23 protein-coding genes are annotated in these 21,582 nt (G+C 43.1%); 16 read left to right on the forward strand and 7 right to left on the reverse strand.

Annotated features, from left to right (window positions below; translation table 11 throughout):
• Window positions 1-39: 39 nt before the first annotated feature.
• From ACJVC5_RS13145 to ACJVC5_RS13175, 7 genes are all read left to right on the forward strand, one after another.
• Window positions 40-366 carry a hypothetical protein gene (locus ACJVC5_RS13145; RefSeq protein WP_408095982.1) on the forward strand — a complete coding sequence of 109 codons (327 nt, stop codon included), beginning with the start codon at window positions 40-42 and terminating at the stop codon, window positions 364-366.
• 66 nt (window positions 367-432) lie between these two features.
• The gene (locus ACJVC5_RS13150) at window positions 433-3,204 is read left to right on the forward strand and encodes a PAS domain S-box protein (RefSeq protein WP_408095983.1); all 2,772 of its coding nucleotides are present in this window, start codon (window positions 433-435) and stop codon (window positions 3,202-3,204) included.
• A complete protein-coding gene (locus ACJVC5_RS13155) occupies window positions 3,197-3,778 on the forward strand; it encodes a hypothetical protein (protein ID WP_408095984.1) in 582 nt (193 codons plus the stop codon). Before ACJVC5_RS13150 ends, ACJVC5_RS13155 begins: the two co-directional genes overlap by 8 nt.
• A gap of 171 nt (window positions 3,779-3,949) precedes the next feature.
• Window positions 3,950-4,309: a response regulator gene (locus ACJVC5_RS13160; protein ID WP_408095985.1), complete on the forward strand. Its 360-nt coding sequence runs from the start codon at window positions 3,950-3,952 to the stop codon at window positions 4,307-4,309.
• 52 nt (window positions 4,310-4,361) lie between these two features.
• Window positions 4,362-4,703 (forward strand): Spx/MgsR family RNA polymerase-binding regulatory protein, encoded by a 342-nt coding sequence (locus tag ACJVC5_RS13165; RefSeq protein ID WP_408095986.1) that lies wholly within the window; start codon window positions 4,362-4,364, stop codon window positions 4,701-4,703.
• Window positions 4,700-6,154, forward strand: coding sequence for a carboxypeptidase M32 (locus ACJVC5_RS13170; protein ID WP_408095987.1), 1,455 nt, complete (start codon window positions 4,700-4,702; stop codon window positions 6,152-6,154). Before ACJVC5_RS13165 ends, ACJVC5_RS13170 begins: the two co-directional genes overlap by 4 nt.
• Window positions 6,155-6,496: a hypothetical protein gene (locus ACJVC5_RS13175; protein ID WP_408095988.1), complete on the forward strand. Its 342-nt coding sequence runs from the start codon at window positions 6,155-6,157 to the stop codon at window positions 6,494-6,496. It abuts the gene before it with no gap.
• Here ACJVC5_RS13175 and arfB read toward each other — a convergent pair.
• Window positions 6,493-6,894 carry an alternative ribosome rescue aminoacyl-tRNA hydrolase ArfB gene (gene arfB, locus ACJVC5_RS13180; protein WP_408095989.1) on the reverse strand — a complete coding sequence of 134 codons (402 nt, stop codon included), beginning with the start codon at window positions 6,892-6,894 and terminating at the stop codon, window positions 6,493-6,495. The two genes, ACJVC5_RS13175 and arfB, sit on opposite strands and share 4 nt — an antisense overlap.
• Window positions 6,895-6,912: 18 nt before the next feature.
• Here arfB and ACJVC5_RS13185 point away from each other — a divergent pair, with 18 nt between their 5' ends.
• The 4 genes from ACJVC5_RS13185 to ACJVC5_RS13200 all read left to right on the forward strand — a co-directional run bounded on the left by ACJVC5_RS13185 (window position 6,913) and on the right by ACJVC5_RS13200 (window position 11,085).
• Window positions 6,913-7,182 carry a GIY-YIG nuclease family protein gene (locus ACJVC5_RS13185; RefSeq protein ID WP_408095990.1) on the forward strand — a complete coding sequence of 90 codons (270 nt, stop codon included), beginning with the start codon at window positions 6,913-6,915 and terminating at the stop codon, window positions 7,180-7,182.
• Entirely contained in the window at window positions 7,179-7,751 is a 573-nt protein-coding gene (locus ACJVC5_RS13190) for a 1-acyl-sn-glycerol-3-phosphate acyltransferase (RefSeq protein ID WP_408095991.1), read from the forward strand. Before ACJVC5_RS13185 ends, ACJVC5_RS13190 begins: the two co-directional genes overlap by 4 nt.
• 106 nt (window positions 7,752-7,857) lie before the next feature.
• Window positions 7,858-9,180, forward strand: a complete 1,323-nt coding sequence (locus ACJVC5_RS13195) for an HD domain-containing phosphohydrolase (protein WP_408095992.1) — start codon at window positions 7,858-7,860, stop codon at window positions 9,178-9,180.
• 66 nt (window positions 9,181-9,246) lie between these two features.
• Window positions 9,247-11,085, forward strand: coding sequence for a YgiQ family radical SAM protein (locus tag ACJVC5_RS13200; RefSeq protein WP_408095993.1), 1,839 nt, complete (start codon window positions 9,247-9,249; stop codon window positions 11,083-11,085).
• A gap of 13 nt (window positions 11,086-11,098) precedes the next feature.
• On the opposite strand, the gene ACJVC5_RS13205 is transcribed toward ACJVC5_RS13200, so the two are convergent.
• Window positions 11,099-11,926 carry a metallophosphoesterase gene (locus ACJVC5_RS13205; protein ID WP_408095994.1) on the reverse strand — a complete coding sequence of 276 codons (828 nt, stop codon included), beginning with the start codon at window positions 11,924-11,926 and terminating at the stop codon, window positions 11,099-11,101.
• Between the two features lie 64 nt (window positions 11,927-11,990).
• Between ACJVC5_RS13205 and ACJVC5_RS13210 the strand changes: the two genes are divergently transcribed.
• Window positions 11,991-12,767, forward strand: a complete 777-nt coding sequence (locus ACJVC5_RS13210; protein ID WP_408095995.1) for a metallophosphoesterase family protein — start codon at window positions 11,991-11,993, stop codon at window positions 12,765-12,767.
• A 501-nt stretch (window positions 12,768-13,268) separates the two neighbouring features.
• Here the strand turns inward: ACJVC5_RS13210 and ACJVC5_RS13215 are convergent.
• Window positions 13,269-14,159, reverse strand: coding sequence for a hypothetical protein (locus ACJVC5_RS13215; protein WP_408095996.1), 891 nt, complete (start codon window positions 14,157-14,159; stop codon window positions 13,269-13,271).
• Between the two features lie 106 nt (window positions 14,160-14,265).
• Here ACJVC5_RS13215 and ACJVC5_RS13220 point away from each other — a divergent pair, with 106 nt between their 5' ends.
• Window positions 14,266-16,185 (forward strand): ABC-F family ATP-binding cassette domain-containing protein, encoded by a 1,920-nt coding sequence (locus ACJVC5_RS13220; RefSeq protein WP_408095997.1) that lies wholly within the window; start codon window positions 14,266-14,268, stop codon window positions 16,183-16,185.
• Here the strand turns inward: ACJVC5_RS13220 and ACJVC5_RS13225 are convergent.
• Window positions 16,175-17,395: a sensor histidine kinase gene (locus tag ACJVC5_RS13225; RefSeq protein ID WP_408095998.1), complete on the reverse strand. Its 1,221-nt coding sequence runs from the start codon at window positions 17,393-17,395 to the stop codon at window positions 16,175-16,177. The genes ACJVC5_RS13220 and ACJVC5_RS13225 overlap by 11 nt on opposite strands.
• Window positions 17,392-18,072 (reverse strand): response regulator transcription factor, encoded by a 681-nt coding sequence (locus tag ACJVC5_RS13230; RefSeq protein ID WP_408095999.1) that lies wholly within the window; start codon window positions 18,070-18,072, stop codon window positions 17,392-17,394. Before ACJVC5_RS13230 ends, ACJVC5_RS13225 begins: the two co-directional genes overlap by 4 nt.
• Before the next feature lie 127 nt (window positions 18,073-18,199).
• Here ACJVC5_RS13230 and ACJVC5_RS13235 point away from each other — a divergent pair, with 127 nt between their 5' ends.
• From ACJVC5_RS13235 to ACJVC5_RS13245, 3 genes are all read left to right on the forward strand, one after another.
• Window positions 18,200-18,631: a Spy/CpxP family protein refolding chaperone gene (locus tag ACJVC5_RS13235; RefSeq protein ID WP_408096000.1), complete on the forward strand. Its 432-nt coding sequence runs from the start codon at window positions 18,200-18,202 to the stop codon at window positions 18,629-18,631.
• 93 nt (window positions 18,632-18,724) lie between these two features.
• Complete coding sequence (locus tag ACJVC5_RS13240; RefSeq protein WP_408096001.1) at window positions 18,725-19,441, forward strand: Bax inhibitor-1/YccA family protein; 717 nt, start codon at window positions 18,725-18,727, stop codon at window positions 19,439-19,441.
• A 111-nt stretch (window positions 19,442-19,552) separates the two neighbouring features.
• A complete protein-coding gene (locus tag ACJVC5_RS13245) occupies window positions 19,553-20,161 on the forward strand; it encodes a hypothetical protein (RefSeq protein WP_408096002.1) in 609 nt (202 codons plus the stop codon).
• Here the strand turns inward: ACJVC5_RS13245 and ACJVC5_RS13250 are convergent.
• Both ACJVC5_RS13250 and ACJVC5_RS13255 read right to left on the reverse strand, forming a co-directional pair.
• Window positions 20,113-20,682 carry a DUF924 family protein gene (locus ACJVC5_RS13250; RefSeq protein ID WP_408096003.1) on the reverse strand — a complete coding sequence of 190 codons (570 nt, stop codon included), beginning with the start codon at window positions 20,680-20,682 and terminating at the stop codon, window positions 20,113-20,115. The two genes, ACJVC5_RS13245 and ACJVC5_RS13250, sit on opposite strands and share 49 nt — an antisense overlap.
• A 46-nt stretch (window positions 20,683-20,728) precedes the next feature.
• Window positions 20,729-21,544 carry a LysR family transcriptional regulator gene (locus ACJVC5_RS13255; RefSeq protein ID WP_408096004.1) on the reverse strand — a complete coding sequence of 272 codons (816 nt, stop codon included), beginning with the start codon at window positions 21,542-21,544 and terminating at the stop codon, window positions 20,729-20,731.
• Window positions 21,545-21,582 lie beyond the last annotated feature (38 nt).

Below are 21,582 nucleotides of genomic sequence, written 5' to 3' on the forward strand. Positions count from 1 at the left end.
CGAGGGAAAATATGATTTAGTTTCCTAAGTGAGGACGTCATGCGTTTTATTTCGTTAATTTTAATTTGCTTTTTCTCGTCAGGAGTTTTTGCACGTGACTGTGAAGTGTATGGCATTAGCGATAGTCCTCAGGCGCTTTCTTGTGCATTTAAAAGAACTGCGGTGAAGTTAAGTTGCAAAGACGGAACTTATTATCTGAACCAATCGAAAGTAAGTATGGCCTTTCATATGGAAGTTGAAGATGGGCCTGTGCCATTGGTCTTCAAAGCTTCTGACATGCAACTAACTGTCCTAATGCATTCCAATACAAATATCGAAGCTGAACTTGAGCAGAAAGGTAAGACCATTTTGGGGAGCTGCGACTAATTCAGAGGGTCGAGAGTATTCTCCATCTTTGAAAGAAAGAACATCTTATGAGATTCTATTACTCTCATGAGTAAGACCACCCGGCCATGGACCAAAGAAGAACTACAAGAGATTGTTAATTTACCAACCCATTTGGTGGCGATCATTGCTGCTGATGGAACTTTGATAAATGTGGGTCCGGTGGCCGATACTAGTCTTGGTTGGGAACCTCACGAAATTCAGGGCATGAACCTCAAAGAGTTTATTCATCCTGACGATATTCAAAAAACATCCGAAAGCATTCAGGAACTTTTAAAAGGCTCAAAAGATGTTCTCATTAATTTTACCAATCGCTGCTTAGGTAAAGATGGGGGATATCATTGGATCAATTGGGGAGGTCGCGCCAGCGGTGGAAAAGTCTATGCTCTTGGAACAGATGTCACTGACAAGATTCAGTTTGAACAAGAACTCAATCTTCAGGCGATGGTGCTTGAGAGTATTTCTGAAGGCGTTCTGATTTGTAATAAGCCGGGAATCATTGCGTATGCCAATACCGCGGAAGAAATGCTTTTTGGTTACGAACCAGAAGAACTCAATGGTAAACCGTTACAGACTTTAAATGCATGGTCCTCTGAAGAAAGTGAATTTCATCTTCGGGACGTGATGGATACCATAAGACAAAAAGGTGTCTGGAAGGGTGAGTGGCTTAACCGAAAGAAAAACGGTGATATTGTCACCACTGCCTGTCGAGTAACTCCACTCACACTCAATGGGGAGAAAAATTTTGTCATCGTTCAGCGGGACATCTCTCAAGAAAAGCAAAAAGAACAAGAACAAGAAAGAACGAGAAACCGGTTTAAGACCTTCTTTGAGCAATCCATTCTTCCGATGGAGATTTACAATCTTGAAGGAGATCGGATCGCTGTTAACAAGGCCTGGTGCGAATTATTCAATCTTGGCCCTGATGAATTTCATAACAACATTTTAAAAGATTCTGCCGCCAAGGAAGTGGGGCTTTATCCATATGTTCTTCGCGCTTACGCTGGAGAAGCAGTGGATGCTCCCGCATTTTTGGCCGATCTTTCAAAATATTCTCCTAAAGGCCGATCCCGTTGGATCGAGGCCTGGCTTTCTCCCATCTTCGACGAAAATAAAAAAGTCATTGAGATCGCCATCGTTTTAAAAGACGTCACTGAAAGTAGGGAGACGCAGAGTAAACTTGAGCGCAGTATTGCGGAAAAAGACCTGGCCGAAAACCGTCTCTCTATGGCCGTTAACGCTGGCAAGATCGGGATTTGGGAATGGAAACCATCCACAAATGAACTTCACTGGGACCATACGTTGTCGGAAATTTATGGTTATGAAAAAGGACAGTATCCAAAAAGTCTCGAAGAATATGAAAAACGGAATCATTCTGAGGACAATGCGGCGGTTCAGAGAATAATTAAACGTGCGATTCAAACCGGTGAGCCTTATGTGGTCGAGCATCGGATTTGGCGCTTAGACGGACAGGTCCGTTGGATTCAAGGTTCAGGCACCGCCTTTAAAGATGAGACTGGAAAAGTGATTCTTCTCATGGGAACAGTGATGGACATCACGGATAAAAAAGTGGCCGTGGCCGATCAAAGTTTTCTTTCCCAGACCTCAGAGATCCTTTCAAGTTCCTTTAACTATCTGGAGAACCTTCAGAAGATGGCCGATTTTGCGGCAAGGTACTTTTGTGATGGCTGTTTGATAGATCAGCTTCATCCGGATGGCACGATTAAAAGAATCGTGGTGGGTGGAACAAGTGAGGAGATGAAGGAAAAACTTTTCAGTATCCATAATCACTATCCTCAGCGCTATACCCAGGAGCATCCTTTATTTATTTCACTCATTACCGGTCGAACGGTTGTGATTGAAGATATGTTAGAGTACTCAAAGTCTTATTGGAGCAAGTACCCTGAGGCCTATTTTACAGAATTAGATAGTGTGGGTTTTTACTCTGCGATTGTGGTTCGTCTCAAAGGAAAAGAAAATCTTTTGGGAACCATTACCTTTTTTACGACCAGAAATGGGCAGTATAAATTTGATGCTCGTTCAAAATGGCTGGCAGAAGAATTGGCCTATCGAACTTCCATGTCGATTGAAAACTCTCTTCTGTATCTTCATTCTCAAGAGGCGATTAAGTCTCGGGATGAGTTTCTTTCCATTGCTTCCCATGAACTTAAAACTCCACTCACGAGTCTGACACTTCAGAACCAGATGAGAAAACGCCAATTGGAAAAAGATAAGTCAAAGGTGCTGAATGAAAAGACCATTCTAAAAATGATTGAGGCCGATGATCGACAACTTCGGCGTATTAACCGGCTCATTGATGACATGCTCGATATTGCTCGCATCCGTGCCGAGAAACTAACGATTCATAAAGAACAGTTTGAATTTTGTGCCTTCGTTAAAGATGTGATTGAGCGGCTGAATCCTCAGATGCAGGCCGCGGGCTGCGAACTTACGGCACATTTCTGTCCGTCCGTGACGGTGGTTTGTGATTCATATCGAATTGAGCAGGTGGTGGTGAATATGCTCACCAATGCCATGAAGTATGGTGCCGGACGTCCGATTAACATTGAAGTGACTTCCAATAACCTGAAAGTAAGTCTCATGGTCCATGATCAGGGCCCCGGAATTGATACAAAAGATCTCGAGAGAATTTTCCAGCGCTTTGAAAGAGCAGTCACAGGAAGAGAGATCAGTGGCCTGGGTCTCGGGCTCTATATCTCGCGCCAGATTGTTGAGCTTCATGACGGCGCCTTGTTTGTGACCAGCGAAATAGGGAGAGGTTCAACATTTATCATGGAACTTCCATTGGATCATGGTTGAGCTACACCCTTACGGAGAGTTTATTCCTAAAAATCCCCGCACCATGATCGTCGGGAGCTTTCCTATTGGAAAATTCAGCAATCCTAAGAAACGTTCTGAAATAAAGCCCCACGAATTAGATTTTTTCTTCGGTGGTGAAAGAAACCTTCTGTGGAAACTTTTGGGTCTTTGTTTTGATCGTGAGCTTAAAACCAAGCGAGATGTGATTCAACTTCTGGAGGAGCAAGGAATTGCTGTAGGAGACGTGATTAAGTCCTGTAGACGCAAGAATGGTGGGGCCTCGGACTCAGATCTCTATCAGATTAAATGGAATGAAGAACTCATTGATATCATCCGAGATAACGGTATTAAGAAGATCTTCTTCACCTCAAAGAAAGTAGAGGGCTGGTTTAATAAATTGTTTCCAGAATCATCAGATTTAGAAAAAGTAACCCTGATTTCTCCTTCAGGCCAAAGTGTAAGAAGCCTCTCCTGGCACCCGGATTATAAGGCCTGGGAGAAAACTCATAGGGGCGAACCAAAGTTTAATTTTATTTTAAACGATTACCGCTTAAAGTTTAGAACAATAAGTTAGCTTAAGAACCTATACCTAATCTTAAGGTTGGGAACGATTTTTGCATCTTTTTGCACCTTTTAATTGTCACCTTTCTTCAAAAAATATGTAATAATTCCAAGTGCTCATCAATTTATGCTGGGCTTTTTCCCGAAATTGACTTTTTTAAAGGTAAGGGATAATTCTCAACCAATGACTAAGCGTATTCTAGTAGTTGAAGATGATACCTCGATTCGAGAACTCCTTGTTGAGCTTCTTGAAAGTGAGGGTTATGCAGTGTCTTCTGCTATCAATGGTCTCGAAGGATTAAAATACCTTCAGACTCAAGGAAATCCTGATCTCATCCTGATAGACCTGATGATGCCGGTTATGGACGGCTATTCTTTTCGTACTGAACAATTGAAAAACTCCAATTGGGCGAGCATTCCGACCGTGGTCATGTCGGCCGAGGCCAATGCCAAAGAAAAGATGAAAAACTTCAATATCACCGCTTTCCTCAGCAAGCCGGTTGAACTCGACACAATTCTTAAGACTGTCGCTCGATTTTCTTAGTTCCCTTCAGTTATAATTTCCTCGTTACATTTCTTTTAACAAAGTTGGTCCTATGTACAAACTATTTGGCATTCCTAATTGTGATACCGTGAAAAAGGCGCGCACTTATCTTGATAAGAAGAAAGTGAACGTTGAGTTCATTGATTTTAAAAAGATCAAACCTGAGGCAGGAGACATCGAAAGATGGAGCGAGGTCTTTGGTGGACTTCCGGTAAACACCAAGGGTGTTACTTACAAAAAATTTAAAGATGAATATGAGGCCCTGGCCCCGAAGGCCAAGATCAAATTTCTAATTGAAAATACTTCAATGATTAAAAGACCAATCCTGGAGAAGAACGGGAAAGTGTTGGCCTTTGGTTTTGATGAAGACAGCTACAAGGAAGTTGTAAAATGAGTACTAAAAAAGTTCAGGAATATCTAAAAGAAGTCTCTTATTTAAAGAGCATTCAGGCCCTCCTTCATTGGGACATGGAAACCATGATGCCAAAGGGGGCGGTGGAAGATCGCGCGGAACACTTGAGTTACATTGGTTCAAAAATTCACTCTCAGATCACTTCCAAGCAATATGCCTCGCTTTTAAAAGAGATGGAGGGCATGCGCCTAAAACCGCGCGAGAAAAAGCTTTTGAAAGAGCTTAAGTGGGACTATGACTTGTTTCATGCTCTTCCTGAAAAACACGTGGTAGAGCTTTCTAAAGCACAAACCATGGCCACTCACGCTTGGGCAGAAGCTAGAAAGAAGAATGATTGGAGTGCTTTCAAACCGCACCTTCAAAAACTCATTGATCTAAAAAAACGCGAGGCCACTTTCTATAAAACGAAGACTCCTTACGATGCCCTCATTCGTCTTCACGACAAAGAATTTTCTTCAGCGGAAATTGACAGGCTTTTCGGGGACCTGAAGAAGGGGCTTCTAAAGCTTTCTCATGCAGTTGAAAAAGACAAGACCTTTGTAAAAGTAAAAGGCCTTAAGGGTCCATTTGATATTGATGCGCAAAAGAAGCTGAGTGCCTATGCCGTACAGCTTTGTGGCCTTCCTGCTTCTCACTCACGCTTGGATGAATCAGTTCATCCGTTCAGCATTAATATTTCTCCACTGGACCAGCGGATCACCACTCGTTATACGACTGAGAACCTGGATTCTCTTTCTTCAACCATGCACGAAGTTGGTCATGCCCTTTATGAGCACAACCTTCCACGTGAATGGGCCGGAACTCCGTTCCAGGAAGCGATTTCACTTTCAGTCCATGAGTCTCAGTCTCGTTTCTGGGAAAACGTTGTAGGGCGCTCACGTGCTTTCTGCCACTTCATTCATCCGAAGATGAAAGAGTTATTCCCGACGGCCATGAAAGGGGTGAGCGAAGAGGCACTTTATCACATCTTCAATAAATCAGTTCCTGGTATGATCCGTGTAGAGGAGTGTGAGCTTTATTACAACTTCCACATCATCATCCGTTACGAAATTGAAGAAATGATTTTCAATCAAGGCCTCAAAGCGGCCGATATTCCAGCGATATGGAATGAGAAGTACAAAGAGTATCTCGGCCTCACACCTAAGACCTACGCTGAAGGACTTATGCAGGACTCTCACTGGGCCGGTGGTGCTTTTGGTTATTTCCCGACATATACATTAGGAAATCTTATCTCAGGCACGATCTATCAGAAGATGAAAAAAGATATGCCGAACTTCAAGAAAGACGTTGGAAACGGGAAGCTCGGGAAAATCGGCGAGTACTTAAAGGAAAATATTCACTCGAAGGGACGCTCAGTGGACGCCAAGGACATTGTGGGTAAACTGGATGTGAAAGATTATCTGAATTATCTGACTGAAAAGTTTGAGGTGTAAGTGGAAGATCTATTTTTAGGTGTCATGGACCTTCAGGATGCTAAGAACCACCAGTATCGTTTGAAAGCGATGGGTGTTGAGCTGCTTCTTAAGACCAACCCTCAAACCTGCACGACCGGTTGTAAAGTGACAGTAGAGGTGTGGGGGAAAGGTGAAGATCAGGAAGTTTTGCAGAAGCACTTTCAGAATGATTATCTAAAACACGTAAAAGGCCATGTGCCGAACTTTGAGCATATGAACCAGGTGTTTGACCCCACGGCATCAGAAGTGATTTGTCAGGCATGTGGAGCGAAGTTTGCTCCGACAGCTTCAGAGTGTCCGGACTGTGGTTTAGTCTATTAGTAATCGCCTCTTCGGAGGCGTTTTTTCTCAGAATCTTTCTTCTTCGAATTTAATCTCTTTAAAACAGCGCTGCGTTTTGGTTTGGTCGCCTTCCTGATCTTTGGAGGGCGGGCCACATCATTAATCATAAAGTGAATTCTTTCCACACACGCATCTTGATTCATTTTTTGACTTCGGTGTTCCTGGCAAGTGATCTGAACTTCACCACTGTCTAAAATAAACTGACCATACTTGTTTTTAAAGCGTTCAATCACATCAGGACGGCAGGCAATGGTTTCAAAGACCTTCCAATAAAGGATGACCTTGGTGTTCACCTTATTAACGTTTTGTCCGCCAGCGCCACTTGAGCGCGCGTAGGAGAAATTGAATTCAGAAAAAGGTATTTTAATCTTATCCATACAGGATATGATTATAGCATGAAAGCGTCCCCTTGGTTTGTTTACATCATCCAGAATGAAAAAGGTCATTACTACACCGGAATCACCACGGATTTAGAGCGTCGTTTGAAAGAGCACAGCTCTTCCAAAAAAGGGGCGAAGTTTTTTCGGACAGGTGCCCCTGTAGACATGGTTTTTACCAAGAAATTTGCCAACAGGTCTCTCGCTTCAAAGTTTGAGGCGCTAGTTAAAAAACTCAGTCGAGCAGAAAAAATAAATCTCGTGACTACCAGGAAGGTAAAGTTATGATGCGCTCTATTTGCACGTTTCTTTTTAAAGCGTCTGGTTGGACCTTTAAGAGTGATCTTCCAAAGGATCTGCGCTCTTTTATTTTTCTAGGTGCTCCTCATACATCTAATCATGACTTTGTTCCGGCCATGGCCGTGGCAACTCTTATGAACCGAAATACGAGATTTATTATTAAAGATGATTGGGTGAAATTTCCCTTCGGACTCATTATGAGGCCGGCCGGTGCTATTGGATTGGATCGTAAGAAACTCACTGAAGCGGGACATGCCAGTAATACCGACTTAATGGCCCAACTATTTAAGGACTATAAGGAACTGGTTCTGATGATTGCTCCGGAGGGGACCCGTAAGGCCACGGACGCTTGGAAAACCGGATTTTATTATATTGCTCAAAAGGCCAAGGTTCCGATCGTTTTAGGTTATGCGGACTTCCCTAAGAAGATTGCCGGTACGGGGCCCGTGATCTATCCCACGGATTTTGAGAAGGACATGAAGCAAATCATGGACTTCTACCGAAACATTACGGGAAAGGTCCCCGGAAATTTTAAATTGGATGCTCGCTATCAATAACATTAATTCCGCTTTAATAATTCCAAAGCATTTTAATTCGATCTTGCGCTCAACTTTAGCTGTTGATCCTCCGAACTGAAGCTTATCTAAAGCTTGGGGATCATTAATGAACACGCAAATTTTGGCCTTCACAGAATGTCCGGAGTTTCATGCGCTCTTAGAAGTTGAATGCAAAGAGATCACAGGTCTTCGTCCTATAGTTCACACTGAAGTGGAAGATTTAAAGGGCATGCTGGATCTTCTTCAGACTGTTGATATTCTCGTGATCAATGAACCTGAGAATAAAAAAACTCTTTTTGATCTGCGTGAGATCATCACAAATTATGCTTCCCATATTCAACACATTTTTATTCTAGGTGAAAATTGTAAAGACCTGAAAGGTGTCAAATCTTTTCAACGCACTTTCATCACAGAACTCTTTGAGGCCATTAAAAAATCATACGGTCCGAAGGAAAAAAAAGGGAGTGGGTGGACCGCCATTCCTCTTATGGCCTTCACTCATTTTGAGCGTTTGCCCTTCGATTTATTTGTAAAGATCACTGATGATAAATATGTAAAACGAATTCCCGCTTACGAAGAAATTAACGATGCTCTCATTCAAGATTTTAAGAAGCGTGGGATCTCTGATCTTTATTGTGAGAAAGAACACAATCGTAATTTTTCCATCATGCTTATTAACAATATGATTAATAAGCTTGATAAAGACTATGACTCCATTGAGACAAAAATGACGGCGAGTAATGATGTTTTTATCACTACCCGCGAGATCATTCAGAGTCTAGGAATCGCTTCTCGAGTCATCAATGTTTGTGAAGCGGCCATTGAGAGGATCACCCAAGACGTTTATTCTGAAAAAAATCAATTCGGTGCTTATGTACGAAGCTTGAAAGAGCAGTCTTCATTGGAGTTTCATTATCGCCTGATTGAACTTTCGAGTTTCATTGGGGCCCAGTTAATTGAGGACATGAATTTCTTAAATAAGAAAGATGAAGTAAAGAAGCTGGTGTTCGCATCATATTTTTGCGATATGACTCTCTCGAATCCGACCTATATTCATTATCGTCGTCCAGAGGCGACTGAAAAATTGGGTCTGGAAGAGCACAACAAAATCAATTTTCATGCCCTTCGCGCCTCGGAGCTGGTGAGCACGTACAAAGATACTCCTAAAGAGGTGAGTATGATGATCAGGCAGCACCATGGAAGTTTCAGTGGAATTGGGTTTCCCGAGCAGAAGTCCAGTGAGCTTCTTCCTCTGTCTAAAATCCTCGTGATTTCACAGGATCTGGCCTATGACATTCTGACTGATGAGAGGACTAATGCCTTGGAAGTTCTAAGAGACTACGTTCATAATCGCCGAAGCGGCGGATTCCAGGAACTTTTAGAGCTTTTAGAGCGGACCATGGGTCAAAATCTCAAGGAAACCGCCTGATTTTCTTGGTCTGTAAACTCTTCAAGTTGTTTGTCATCATGGGGTCCCTCCTGTAGATTCCCTCCCATGGAAAAAATTGATCCGAATGAACTGCCGATTACGGCCTGGTTACCTACGACCGCTAAAGAGGCCAAGAAACGTGGCTGGGATGAGCTCGATGTAGTGCTTATCACTGGTGACGCTTATGTGGACCACCCCGCCTTTGGTGCGGCGGTGATGGGACGTATCTTCGAATCACTTGGGCTTAAAGTGGCGATCATTGCTCAGCCAAACTGGCGTGATGATCTTCGTGACTTCAAAAAATTTGGCAAACCGAAATATTTCTTCGGTGTGACTTCTGGAAATATGGACTCCATGGTGAATAAATACACCGCGGGAAAACGTCTTCGTTCAAACGATGCTTATACTCCAGGTGGTTCACCGGATTTCCGTCCGGATTATGCGACCACCGTTTATACTCAGATCCTAAAGCAGCTTTATCCAGATACACCGGTCATCATCGGTGGTATCGAGGCCTCTCTCAGACGCGTGACCCATTATGATTTTTGGGAAGACCGTTTGATGCCAAACATTCTTTCGACTTCAGGAGCAGATCTTCTGATTTACGGAATGGGTGAGCAGCCGATTCGCGATGTGGTGAAATACCTCACACGTGGAACTCCGTTCTCTTCACTGACAACCATTCCTCAGACTGCGTTCTTACAACCGGCCTCGGCCGAACTTCCTAAGAACAAGCAGTGGGACACTTTTGAGTTAACGTCTCATGAAGAGTGTCTGGCAGATAAAAAGGCCTACTCAAAAAACTTCATGCATGTTGAGGTGGAGAGTAACAAGCAGTTTGCAAAACGCCTGATTCAAAGAGTGGATGATAAGATTCTTGTGATCAATCCTCCTTATCAGACCATGACAGAGAAAGAGATCGATGCTTCATTCGATCTTCCTTATACGCGTCTGCCGCATCCAAAATATAAGGATCGGGGCCAAATCGCGGCGTTTGAGATGATTAAGTTCTCAATCAACACTCACCGAGGTTGTTTCGGTGGCTGTAGCTTCTGTACGATCTCTGCTCACCAAGGGAAGATGATTGCCAACCGTTCTAAGAAATCCATCATGAAGGAACTTGATCATGTGGTGAAGATGCCTGACTTCAAGGGCTACATCTCTGATATCGGTGGCCCTTCTGCCAATATGTATGGCATGAAGGGAATTGATCAGGACACTTGTGATAAGTGTGCGGCACCTTCTTGTATTTTCCCTCAGATCTGTAAAAACCTAGACACTAATCCGCAAAAGATGACGGAACTTTATAAAGAGATTTCGGCGCACAAGAGTGTAAAGAAGGCCTTCGTGAGTTCTGGCCTTCGTTATGATTTGATGTTTGATCCTCGTTCAACTCACCCGAAAGAAGATGAGAGATATGTTGAGCAGCTCATTACTCACCATGTATCTGGTCGTTTGAAGGTCGCTCCTGAGCACACTGAGGATGAAGTCTTGAAGCTTATGCGTAAGCCAAGCTTTGAGTTCTTCCATAAGTTCAAGCAGCGCTTTGAAGAGGTGTCTCGTAAGAAAGGTATCAAGCAGGAAATTATTCCTTACTTCATTTCATCTCACCCAGGTTGTACGCCGGAAGATATGGCGAAGCTTGCCGCTAAGACCAAGGCCCTGGGCTATAAGCTTGAGCAGGTGCAGGACTTCACACCAACTCCGATGACGGTCGCCACTGAGATCTATTACTCAGGCTATCATCCGTACACGCTTAAGCCGGTGAAGACCGCCATTAGTCTGGATGATAAGACTAAGCAGCGCACGTTCTTCTTCTGGTATAAGCCAGAGAACAAGAACTTCATTAAGAACTATCTCTCGAAAGCGAAGATGTTCGATACGATGAAAGATCTGTTCGGTTAAGCATAAATACGGGTCAGTTCCCTGTGTTATTGTGGACAGTTCTAAAAAAATAAGAAATAGATTTTGTTTTTTTCTGATCAAACTCAATTTCAAAGACCAAAAAACCTGGAGACTCACCCTTCTCGGGATCTCCACCACCGCCTGATATGAGTAGTCTTGTTCCGTCTTCGACGCCTTCGTCAGATAAAATATGCTCATGTCCTGAGATGAGGTAATCAAATGAACCTAAGATCATGGACCAGAGATAGAGCTTCATAAAACCAGTCGCCGGGCCATGGTGTTTACCTCGGCTCTTGTATGGATAATGAGTGAGAGCAAAGGTCTTGTGGCAATCTCTTAACTCGAATTTAATTGCCTCTAACCACAACGTCTGCTTAAAAGCGGTGGGCGCTTCAGCAAAAATTCGAATGACGTTTGTATCAAAATGCACCATACAAATGTCGTTGATCTTTAATAGATAGTAGTGATGAGGGTAGATCACTTGCTGGTTTTTACGAGATAAACTTAACCAGGCCTCAATTGAACCTCGGTAATCATGATTCCCCATGGTCAGATAGAGGCGTTGGCCAAGTGGTGCATAAAAACTTAAAAATTTTGTCTCAATTTTAGTATCATGGTCGGTCTTGATGCCTGCTGGATAGATGAGATCTCCTAAAAAATGGATGCTGTTGCATTGCTCTTGACTCAATCTCTTTGCGACTGCTTGTTGAATTAAGTTTCCAGTACCAGTGTCGCCAATGAAACATAGTTTAAATTTCTTCGGAACGTTAGTTTGGGTGATAGTGTAATTTTCTGTGCAAGATGCCAATAAAATGAGCATCAACGATGAGAAGATCTTCATCCTTTAACATTTTCATGTCGCCCCGGCACAGTCAATTCGCGCTTTAAAGATGTATAAGAGTTGAATGTGGTGGAAGTTTTGCGCCTATATTTTTTTTATCACTTTTGTAGGATGTAAATATGTCCTCTCACCTTATTCGGCCGAAACCCCCACATTAAGAATCAATCAGGTAAATCTGGAGCAGGTCCAGGCCAGAGCAAATGAAGGACCTGATTTTTCGGTTGCCTTCATTGCTGATACTCACAACTACTATGACGAACTGGATAAGCTGATTTCCACGATTAATGCAAGAGGAGGATATCGGTTCGTGATTGTGGCCGGTGACATAACCAATCTTGGTCTTTTGGCAGAATATGATGAGTCGAGGCAACTGTTTAATAAATTAAATGCTCCTTATCTGATCGCTCCTGGGAATCACGATCTTATCTCCAATGGAGATAAGATCTTTCATAAGATGTTCGGTTCTGAGAACTTTTCTTTTGAGCATCAGGGAGTTCTTTTTACTTTGATGAACAACAATAATTGGGAGTCGGGAGGGGAAGTCCCGGATTTTACCTGGCTAACGAGTGTCCTTTCTAATTCTACTGCGGCCACAAAATTGATTATTGCTCATGTGGCCCCGGCCGACACTGAGAGATTCACCGATGGGCAAATTTCTCGGCTAACAGAAATCGTTAGTAACAACAATGTAGGCTATTTTATCAATGGGCATAATCACAATCCTTCCATGGGAACTTTTGGCACGGCCATTCAAATTACGATAGGTGCCCCCTCCAAGGGCGAATATCTAGAAATGACGTTTCAATCGGGGAGTGTGACATATCAGAAAATTCGTTTTTAGCGTAATTTGTTTGTTTCCTATCTCATGTGGGTCAGTTACCTACGTGGATCATTTTTTATCTCAGTATGCAGGTGAGTTAGGATTGACATCTCTAGGATTGGGAAAGGATTTTTCCCGTTATTCCATTTCCGGTATGTATGGATTTGTACCCAGTTCGTTTTCAGGAGGGCGTGACATTGAAACTGTCGCCTTGAGGCAGACCTACGGTCTTTATTCCTGGCGGAGATTGGACTTTCATGTAGGGCTTAACGTCTATCATGTTTTGGGGGTGAGATATGAAAGTTCAAATTACGGGAGGCCACCCAAAGGCTATTATCCACTTGGCTCTGTCCGGATGTTGTTGAATTTAGGATTGTCCTTTAAACTTGATAAGCAAGAGAAAAACTATTTTTACTTTGAGAGTGGGATGAACGATGTTTGGCTCGAAAATTGGTTATCCAATCAAAGGACAGTGAACAGCATTGATCATGTATCTTTGGCACTAGGGTATAAGCGTCGATTCTAAAAGGCCTGAATGAAACTTAAATTAATCAGTGTTGTCTGCATCCTCCCATCCAGATTAAAGCCGGTCCCTTTCACGAAATATTCGTTTCGGGAATAATTCCCATGAAGATGTAAAAGATTCCAGTCACTCAAAGGGACCTTTATTCCTAATGAAAATACACTACCGGACCCTGCCTGAATTTCTCTTACGTCCCCTTCGTTGTCCGAAATGGTTTCTGTTTCCCGATAAATGACCCCGATTGAGCCATGGAAGTATAGCCATTCACTCGCCTGATACTGGGACCCGAAGGTAAGACCATAGGTTCGTAGAGATTGAAGTTGGTAACTTTTGTCAGTATAGGCGTTTTCTTCTTCACCTTCATCATAATATGTAAAATCAAGACTGGTTTGAAACTCCCATTCTTCTTCTTTTTTTCCGTGCTTTAACCCCAGACTGATGATGTTCCTTCCATGGTATTCCTGATAGGCCTGATTGTTTCCCACTTCACGAGATCCCCAGTTGTCTAAATATGTAACTACGAGATCAATGTTGCCATTTTTCTCCGTCTGATTGCGCATACGATATATGAAGTAGTATTCTGGTTCGCTCATGCCTCGGCTGTTGAATCTGCTCCGGAGGGGAATTCCATATCTCAAGGCATTTTCCGATGTCTGAGTATAGGTCGCTCTGATGCCAAGAATTTTATCACGTGCAAGCTTATGACCGTAGTCCAGGCGCCCCGAATTACTATAATTTTTTATTTCATTTGTCTGGGTTGTCTGCTTGGGAGTGTCTACATCGGTGAGTTCATATTGGTAACTGACAATAGCGTAGGCCTTAGATGTGGGGAAAAAGTTTAGTCTTTCAAGTTGAAACTTGGTTTGCGCCCAGATGGGAAATGTGAACATGAATAAGAGTGGCCAGATGCATCTTATCATCTGGGCATATTAGAATGAAAAATTTCCTCAGTAAATCTTATGAAAATGAAGATTCTCGGTGTAAACTTATCCCACTATGTCAACACTACTCACTCTGCAAAATCTTAGTCTTCACTATCCCCATAAAGTCATCTTCAAAGATGTGACCTTTACCCTCAATCAGGGTGATAAAATTGGGGTGTTGGGACTTAATGGTCACGGAAAGTCATCACTGTTTAAAGTGATCGCGGGTCTCGTGACTCCAGATACAACGACTCCGCCGTTCATTTACGATAAAAGCAAAGACTTCACGTTCTTCTATGTTCCTCAGGAACTTCCCAATCTTTCTGAATGGAACATTGAAAACTACTTCTTTGAGTTTCATCCGGAGATGGGGAAGCTAAAGAAACGTCTGGATAAAATTAATGATCAACTGGGAATGGGTGAAGGGAACTTCGATAAGCTCATTAACGAGCAGTCACATATCTATGAAGAACTCACAAAACTCGGCGAAGACAAGCTTCATGCTCAGTACGTGAGTTACTTAAAGTTCTTCGGTGTGGAAAATATCGACCGAATGATGAGCTCCCTTTCAGGTGGTGAGCAAAGAAAGGTCGCTCTTTCTCTGGGTCTTTCTGCTCCTCAAGAACTGATCCTTTGGGATGAGCCAACCAACCACTTGGACCTTGAGACCATTCAGGATTTTGAAGACGAACTTCAAGGTTCCAAGAAAACTTTCATGATCATCTCCCACGATAGAAGTCTACTTAACAACGTGGTGGACCGAATCATTCATATTCAACAAGGGAAACTTCGTTCTTTCTCTGGAACCTATGAAGCCTACCTTCAATTCCTCGTTGAAGATCAAAAGCGCCGTGAAAAAGAGCTGGATAAACTCACCAACGCTCAAAGAAGAGAAACCGCTTGGATTCGTCGAGGGGTGCAAGCTCGTCGTACGAAGTCGAAGAAGCGTATTGAGGACTACGGAACTCTTAATAAAACCATTCAAGACCTTAAGTCTCAGGCCCACAAATCAGTGAGCTTGAACCTTCAGTCGTCTGGTAGAAAAACCAAGATTCTTATGTCGGCCGAAGACCTGACATTGAAGTTTGGTGAACGCACACTCTTTAGCGGGTTGAACTTCTCAATCGCTAAAGGTGATAAGATTGCCCTTCTTGGACGTAATGGTGTGGGTAAGTCATCTCTTCTAAAAATTCTCCTAGGAGAGTTAGAACATACGTCTGGAAAGGTGAACCGTGCGGTTGGTCTCGATGTTGGTTACTTCTCGCAAAAACGTGAGGCCCTAAAAGACGATGAGACTCCATGGAAGATGATCGGTGAAGGCATCGATTACGTGATCTCAAACACAGGTGAGAAGCGCCACGTGGCAAGTTACCTTGAAAACTTCTTATTCAGCTCGGATGAAATCAAACGTCCGATTCATACGTTCTCAGGTGGTGAGAAGAACCGTCTCCAGCTTGCTCAATTTATGAAGCATGCTCGCGATATCTGGATTTTCGATGAACCGACCAACGACCTCGATCTTGAGACCATTGGGATTTTGGAAGAAGAGCTTCGTAACTATGAAGGTGCCCTTATCATCGTAGGTCACGATCGCTCATTCATTAATAATACCACTGATAAGTGTTGGGTCCTTCATGACGGTAAGATTGAAAACTTCGAAGCTGGTTTCTCACAAGCGGAACTCTTCCTTGAAGCGATTCACCTGGAAGAAGAGTTAAAGAAAAAGGCCCCCGCCGAGACAAAGGCCGCTCCTAAGGCAGAGGCCCCGGCATCTAAGATGACCAATAAAGAGCGCAACCGTTACGATCAGCTTGGGAAAGAAATTGAAAAGCTTGAGGCCAAGATTGGCACTCAAAAATCTGAATTAGAAAACTTTGACTACACGAAGTTTGATAAGAAGAAGGCCGATGAAATGCAGGCCCAGCTTGCTAAGTCAGAGGCCAAGATGGAAGAGCTTTTTAATGAATGGGCAGAACTAGAAGCTAAGCTCTAGGGATCTCAATTCTAAAAACACTCCCATTGTTTTTCTTTGCACTCAACGTAAACCCGTGGGCCTTAAAGATCGAATAGGCGAGACTAAGGCCCAGACCAAATCCTTCAGCACTCTTAGAAGATGGAAAGAACGGCTCTCCGAGCTTTTGAATATGTTCTTCAGGAAGGCCATCTCCATGGTCTTTCACTTCAATCCAAATGTGAGAATGATTAGCACCCAGTGAGATTTCAACTGGCGGTTTGCCGTGCTTATAGGCATTATCCAGAAGTGTTCCTAGGGCCAACTCGAAACGATTTTGATCCACCGGAATGGATTCATAAATTGGCATGGCCACTGTGGTCTCAGGGTATTTTTTTACCACGTTTTGGATAATGTCTCCAACGCTCACCATTTTCTTTTCTAAGATTTCAGGTCTGGCACTCAAACGTTCACGTTCAAGGAGCATTCCAGTGATGCGATCCAGATGGTTGATTTCTTCATTTAGAGACTTCTTTACGTTCTCATCATGGATAAATTCGGTGGTCACACGCATTCTGGTGAGTGGCGAGCGAAGCTCATGACTAATGGCCAGGAGCAGGTCCTTCATGTTTTTAAAATGGGTCTCAATTTTCTCGGCCATGGTGTTCATGGTGTTTCCAAGATCTGCGAACTCATCCTGCGACTTAAGCGGCACGCGCGCGTCCCATTTACCTTCACCGAAAGCAGAGGCAGTGGCCTTCATGTCTATGATGGGTTTCATCACATGTTTTACTAAGCGATATGAAGCATAAAGAATTAACGAAAAGATAAGAATGAAGGGAAGGAAAATTTCCCAGGCAAACTCAGGTTGCTTTAAATTTCTTCCACCAAAGATATAAGTGTAGCCACCATTCTCCACCCGCACCTGACGTCTGAAGTGGCGCTTCTCTTTACTCTTCTCGCAGTACTTTAGAAACTTATCATTATTAGACCATGCAACGTCTTTCCCCAGGATCACGATATCAAGTTTCGTTTTATTTTGAATTTCTCGAGCTCGGTCGAAATTAGGAGGAGCTCCAATATCGTGAGCAAGATATTGAGCGTAGTTTTCGATATTAAAGCGAATCGAATTCTCGATACTCATGAGGCGGGAAGACTTAATCGCCACCAACACCAGTCCAAATAATAAAAGGAAGGTCACTGAGTAAATCGCCAGGAGCTTTAGATACAAAGAGTTCTTAACGAACTTCATGGGGCCTCTCCCAGGAAGACATAACCTTCTCCCCAGATGGTTTTAATAAAACGGGGAGACTTTGAATCGTCTCCCAGTTTTTGACGGAGTCGGCTCACAAGAATATCAACTGAGCGACTATAAAAATTAGCATCAATACCACGAAGATGGTTCATGATTTCATCTCTATCAATCTTCTTTCCAGGATGACTGGCAAAGTAAGAGAGTAGTTCAAATTCATTTGAGGTAAGTTGCAGGGACTCACCATTTAAGAGCGCGTCTCTTTCATTCAATTTAATCTCGAGCTCTCCAATCAGTAAGGACTTCTTAGGAGTTCGAGTCTGACTTCGACGAACGATGGTCTGAATTCTAGCCACCAGCTCTCTAGGTTCAAATGGTTTTGCTAAATAGTCGTCAGCTCCGATTTCAAGACCTACGATTTTATCTGTAGTGTCTCCTCGGGCCGTGAGCATAATAATGGGGATATCACTTTCTTTTCTAATTTCTTTGCACACCGAGAAGCCATCCATATCTGGCAACATCACATCCAGAATAATGATGTCTGGATTTTCCGAACGCATAAGTTCCATTCCTTTCTTAGGATGAAAGGCCGCCACAACATCAATCCCATACTGATGGAAGTATTGTTTTAGAAGTTCCGAAAGTTTTTGATCATCATCAATTAAGAGTGCTCTCATGCTGGGTCATTATATCAAGGATTTCACCGGCTTCGGGAGGGTGTTACAAATTGTTACAATTTTATACCTCTATGAAAAGATTTGAATTGGGCCTTCCCTTAAGCTCTTAGACACGGAGGGTATCAACATGAAGAAGTACCAAATATTTTCACTTATTACCGGAACTCTATTGGTCATGGGTGTGGCCACTGGTTGTAAGTCAGGTGGAAAAGGTCCTGAAGGAAGATTGAATTGGATCACAGAGAAGGTCACGGACAAATTGGATCTGGATAAGGACCAGGAAAATAAACTTCGCGATCTTGTGAAAACAGTTCAAGAGCAACGTAAAGCACATCTCGATCAAAGTAAGTCTCAGCATGATGAGCTTAAGGCCATGATCTTGTCGGAGAAGCTTGATAAGGAAGCGGCCCGAAAACTTATGGAGAATCGCCAAGCGGCGATGAGAGAGGGGTTTGATCCGGTTTTCGAAAAGCTTCAGGTTTTCCACGCGTCACTTAGGCCTGAACAAAAGAAAGAAGCTGTGGAGTTGATGGAAAAGTTTGGAAAGCGTTTCCATTAAACTCATTGGCAGAGGGACGAGGGGGTTCCTCTGCCTTTTTTTCGTGCTTAAGTACTTTTCCTTCATTAAAATTTAGGAAAAGCGAGGTCTCAAATGGAACCAACATTCAGTCGTGATGTTTATTCAAGCCCAACCCGTCAGCTGGCCGTTAGTCAGTATATGTCTAAGGTCTACTTATGGATGACGATGGGAATCTTACTTACGGGCTTTGTGGCCTACGGTGTGAGTACTAGTGAAGAGATTCTTTCGATGATTCTGACCAATAAGATTCTTTTCTGGGGTCTGATCATTGCTGAATTTGCTCTCGTGATCTTTTTATCGGCCGGTATCAATAAGATGAATTCTCTTACTGCTACCGCCATGTTTCTTTTATATGCTGCCATTAATGGTGCCACCCTTTCGATCTTCTCCTTGGTCTATACGAGTGAGAGTATTCAAAGTGCTTTTTTCACCACCACTGTGGCCTTTGCGGGTTTAAGTGCTTTTGGTTTTGTGACTAAACGTGATTTGGGTCCTGTTGGTTCATTCTGCACCATGGGTCTTTTTGGTCTTGTTGGGTTTGGTCTCTTAAGCATTTTCTTTCCGTCTTTGATGGGGACAACGGCAAGCAAGATTTATGGTCTAGTAGGGATCATCGTTTTTGCTGGCCTAACGGCCTATGATACTCAAGCAATTAAGAACATGGCCCCATCTGCGAGAGATTCTGAACAATTTCAGAAGGGTGCTGTCCTTGGCGCTCTCAAGTTGTATCTCGATTTCATCAACCTCTTCCTCTTCATTCTCAGAATGAGCGGGGACCGTAGAAGATAATTCCCGGATTTAGCATATTTACCTTTTCTGACCGGTTTGCTCCACTGGAGCACAACCGGCAGGAAATGGCCTGCCATTGTTTCAAAACTAAGAGTGTTTATACTTTTAGTTATGAGAATTCTAATTCTAGCAGTTCTATTCTTCTCTTCTTTCTACTACTTCTGGCCGAAGGAAAAGACAGTATTTAAACCTCGTCTGACAAAAGTTGATTCGATTGATGTGATCATGAGTGGTACCGCCAAGAGAGTTTTGACGGCAGAACCTAAAAAACAATTAGTGGCCGAGCCTGTGGCCCCGGCCGAAACGCAAGCTATCGTAGAAACAGAACGTTCTCCCGCCCTGGATGTAAGTCTTGCTGAAGAAGATGCTTTAGAGCAGGTGGAAGAAGTGGCCTGGAGTGAAACTGAGGCGGTTTGGAACAATGAACTGAAAGAAATCCTTTATCGCTTAGAGCCTCAAGAAAGCGAAAATATGCACAAGGCCTATATCAGTGAAAGAGAGACCTTCCTCTCTGAAATTGAAAATCTTCTCAATGAAAAGCAACAGAAGACCTCTCCAGATGCTATTCAGGAAATCGAGCAAATGATTTCTGGCATGGAACAGAAACATGAAGAGAAGATCAAAGAGATTTTCGGTGCCCATTATGAGGCGGTGAGAGAGCAGTACGATGCTTATATGGAAAATAGCTCTCCGGTTGTCGAAGAAGAATCTGTCCAGTAATCCCGATAAGGGAATCGACCAAATTTTTTAATTATCTTTTGATGTTCAAGAGCATAATCAAGACAATCCCAGGTCCAACTCTGAATCTCTCTGGGCGCTTCTTTGTGAAGTTCAAAAAATTTCTCCACACTTAATTCCTGAAGTTTTAGGTTCTCCGAATGCTCTAGCGGGAGATAGAGAAATAACTTTTCAGGCAATGTTAGAGCGGATTCAAGATCAGTTCCCAGGGCCTTTAATGTCTGTTTCTGCGCCAGATGATCAAACCTCACCGCACGCTTATCGTTTCGAAAGGTATTACGGGGAATTTGATCAAGTAACAGAATGAGGGCAAGATGATCGCGGGGAGATAGGTTCTCCGGCAGGGCCTTTAATTCGTACAACCAAGGTGCAAATTCATGTTCGCAGACCCAATCAAACTTAGGATATGTTCTTTCAAACCAACGGCCTATCTGACGCTCAAAATATTCTGGAGTAAGACTAATGTCTCCAAACCAGAAGCGATGGAGATCTTGCCACTTCATAGGCCTATGAAAGCGCTCCTGCATGAGTCTGTAAATAAGCGGGCGGTTAAGCTTTAAATGACTTTTTTAGTTCCTCAAAAATGAGTTTTCCTTCCGTTGACTTGATGATCTCCGGATAACACACAACCGCCAGGCGGTCTTTATAGGTGGGAGTGTTAGGAACTTTTTTAAGATTAAATCTTTGGGCCTTCACGACTTGAGAGGGAAGAATTCCAAAACCCGCCCCTGAATCAACCAGGCTTGCGATAAGTTCCAAATTCGGAACTTCTACACGAGTACCAGGAGCGTCCTTCCAGCGAGAAAGAATACTATTGGCCTGAATCATATCGGGATTAAGAATAAGACTGTCTTGGTAACGATCTTTTGACTCCCACACACGTACTTCATCTTCGCCAATGAATCTTGTCACAAGACCCGGAATCGGAAGAGGATTCATGACCAGACCAAAATCCACCTCACCTTGAGCGACCTTTTTATTGATGTCATGAGAAGAACCATTAACGATTTCTAAGTTAAGCTTAGGTGCGGTTCTGTGCATGGATCGCAGGAATTCACCCAGAACAAACATCCCAACAGAAGGATGACAACCAATCTTAAATGAAAGATTTGTTGGTGCTCCTTTGATTTGGAACATGAGCCTCAGAGCATCTTCAGCTTTAGGGAGAATCATCTTTCCCTGTGGCGTGAGCTTGATGCCAGCGCGACCTCTGGTAAAGAGCGGTAGTCCCAGTTCCTTCTCCATTTTTTTTATTCCCAATGAAAGGGAGGGCTGGGCCATGTCCAGCTTCTCTGATGCCTCAGATAAAGTGCGGGATTTAGCGACAGTAATGAAGTTTTCCAGGTCTTTAAAGGTCAAGCTCATATAGATGATTACCTATGGTGAATATTTATATCATTTAA

The organism is Peredibacter sp. HCB2-198, assembly GCF_045999315.1.
In the GTDB taxonomy this organism is placed as follows: Bacteria; Bdellovibrionota; Bacteriovoracia; order Bacteriovoracales; family Bacteriovoracaceae; genus Peredibacter.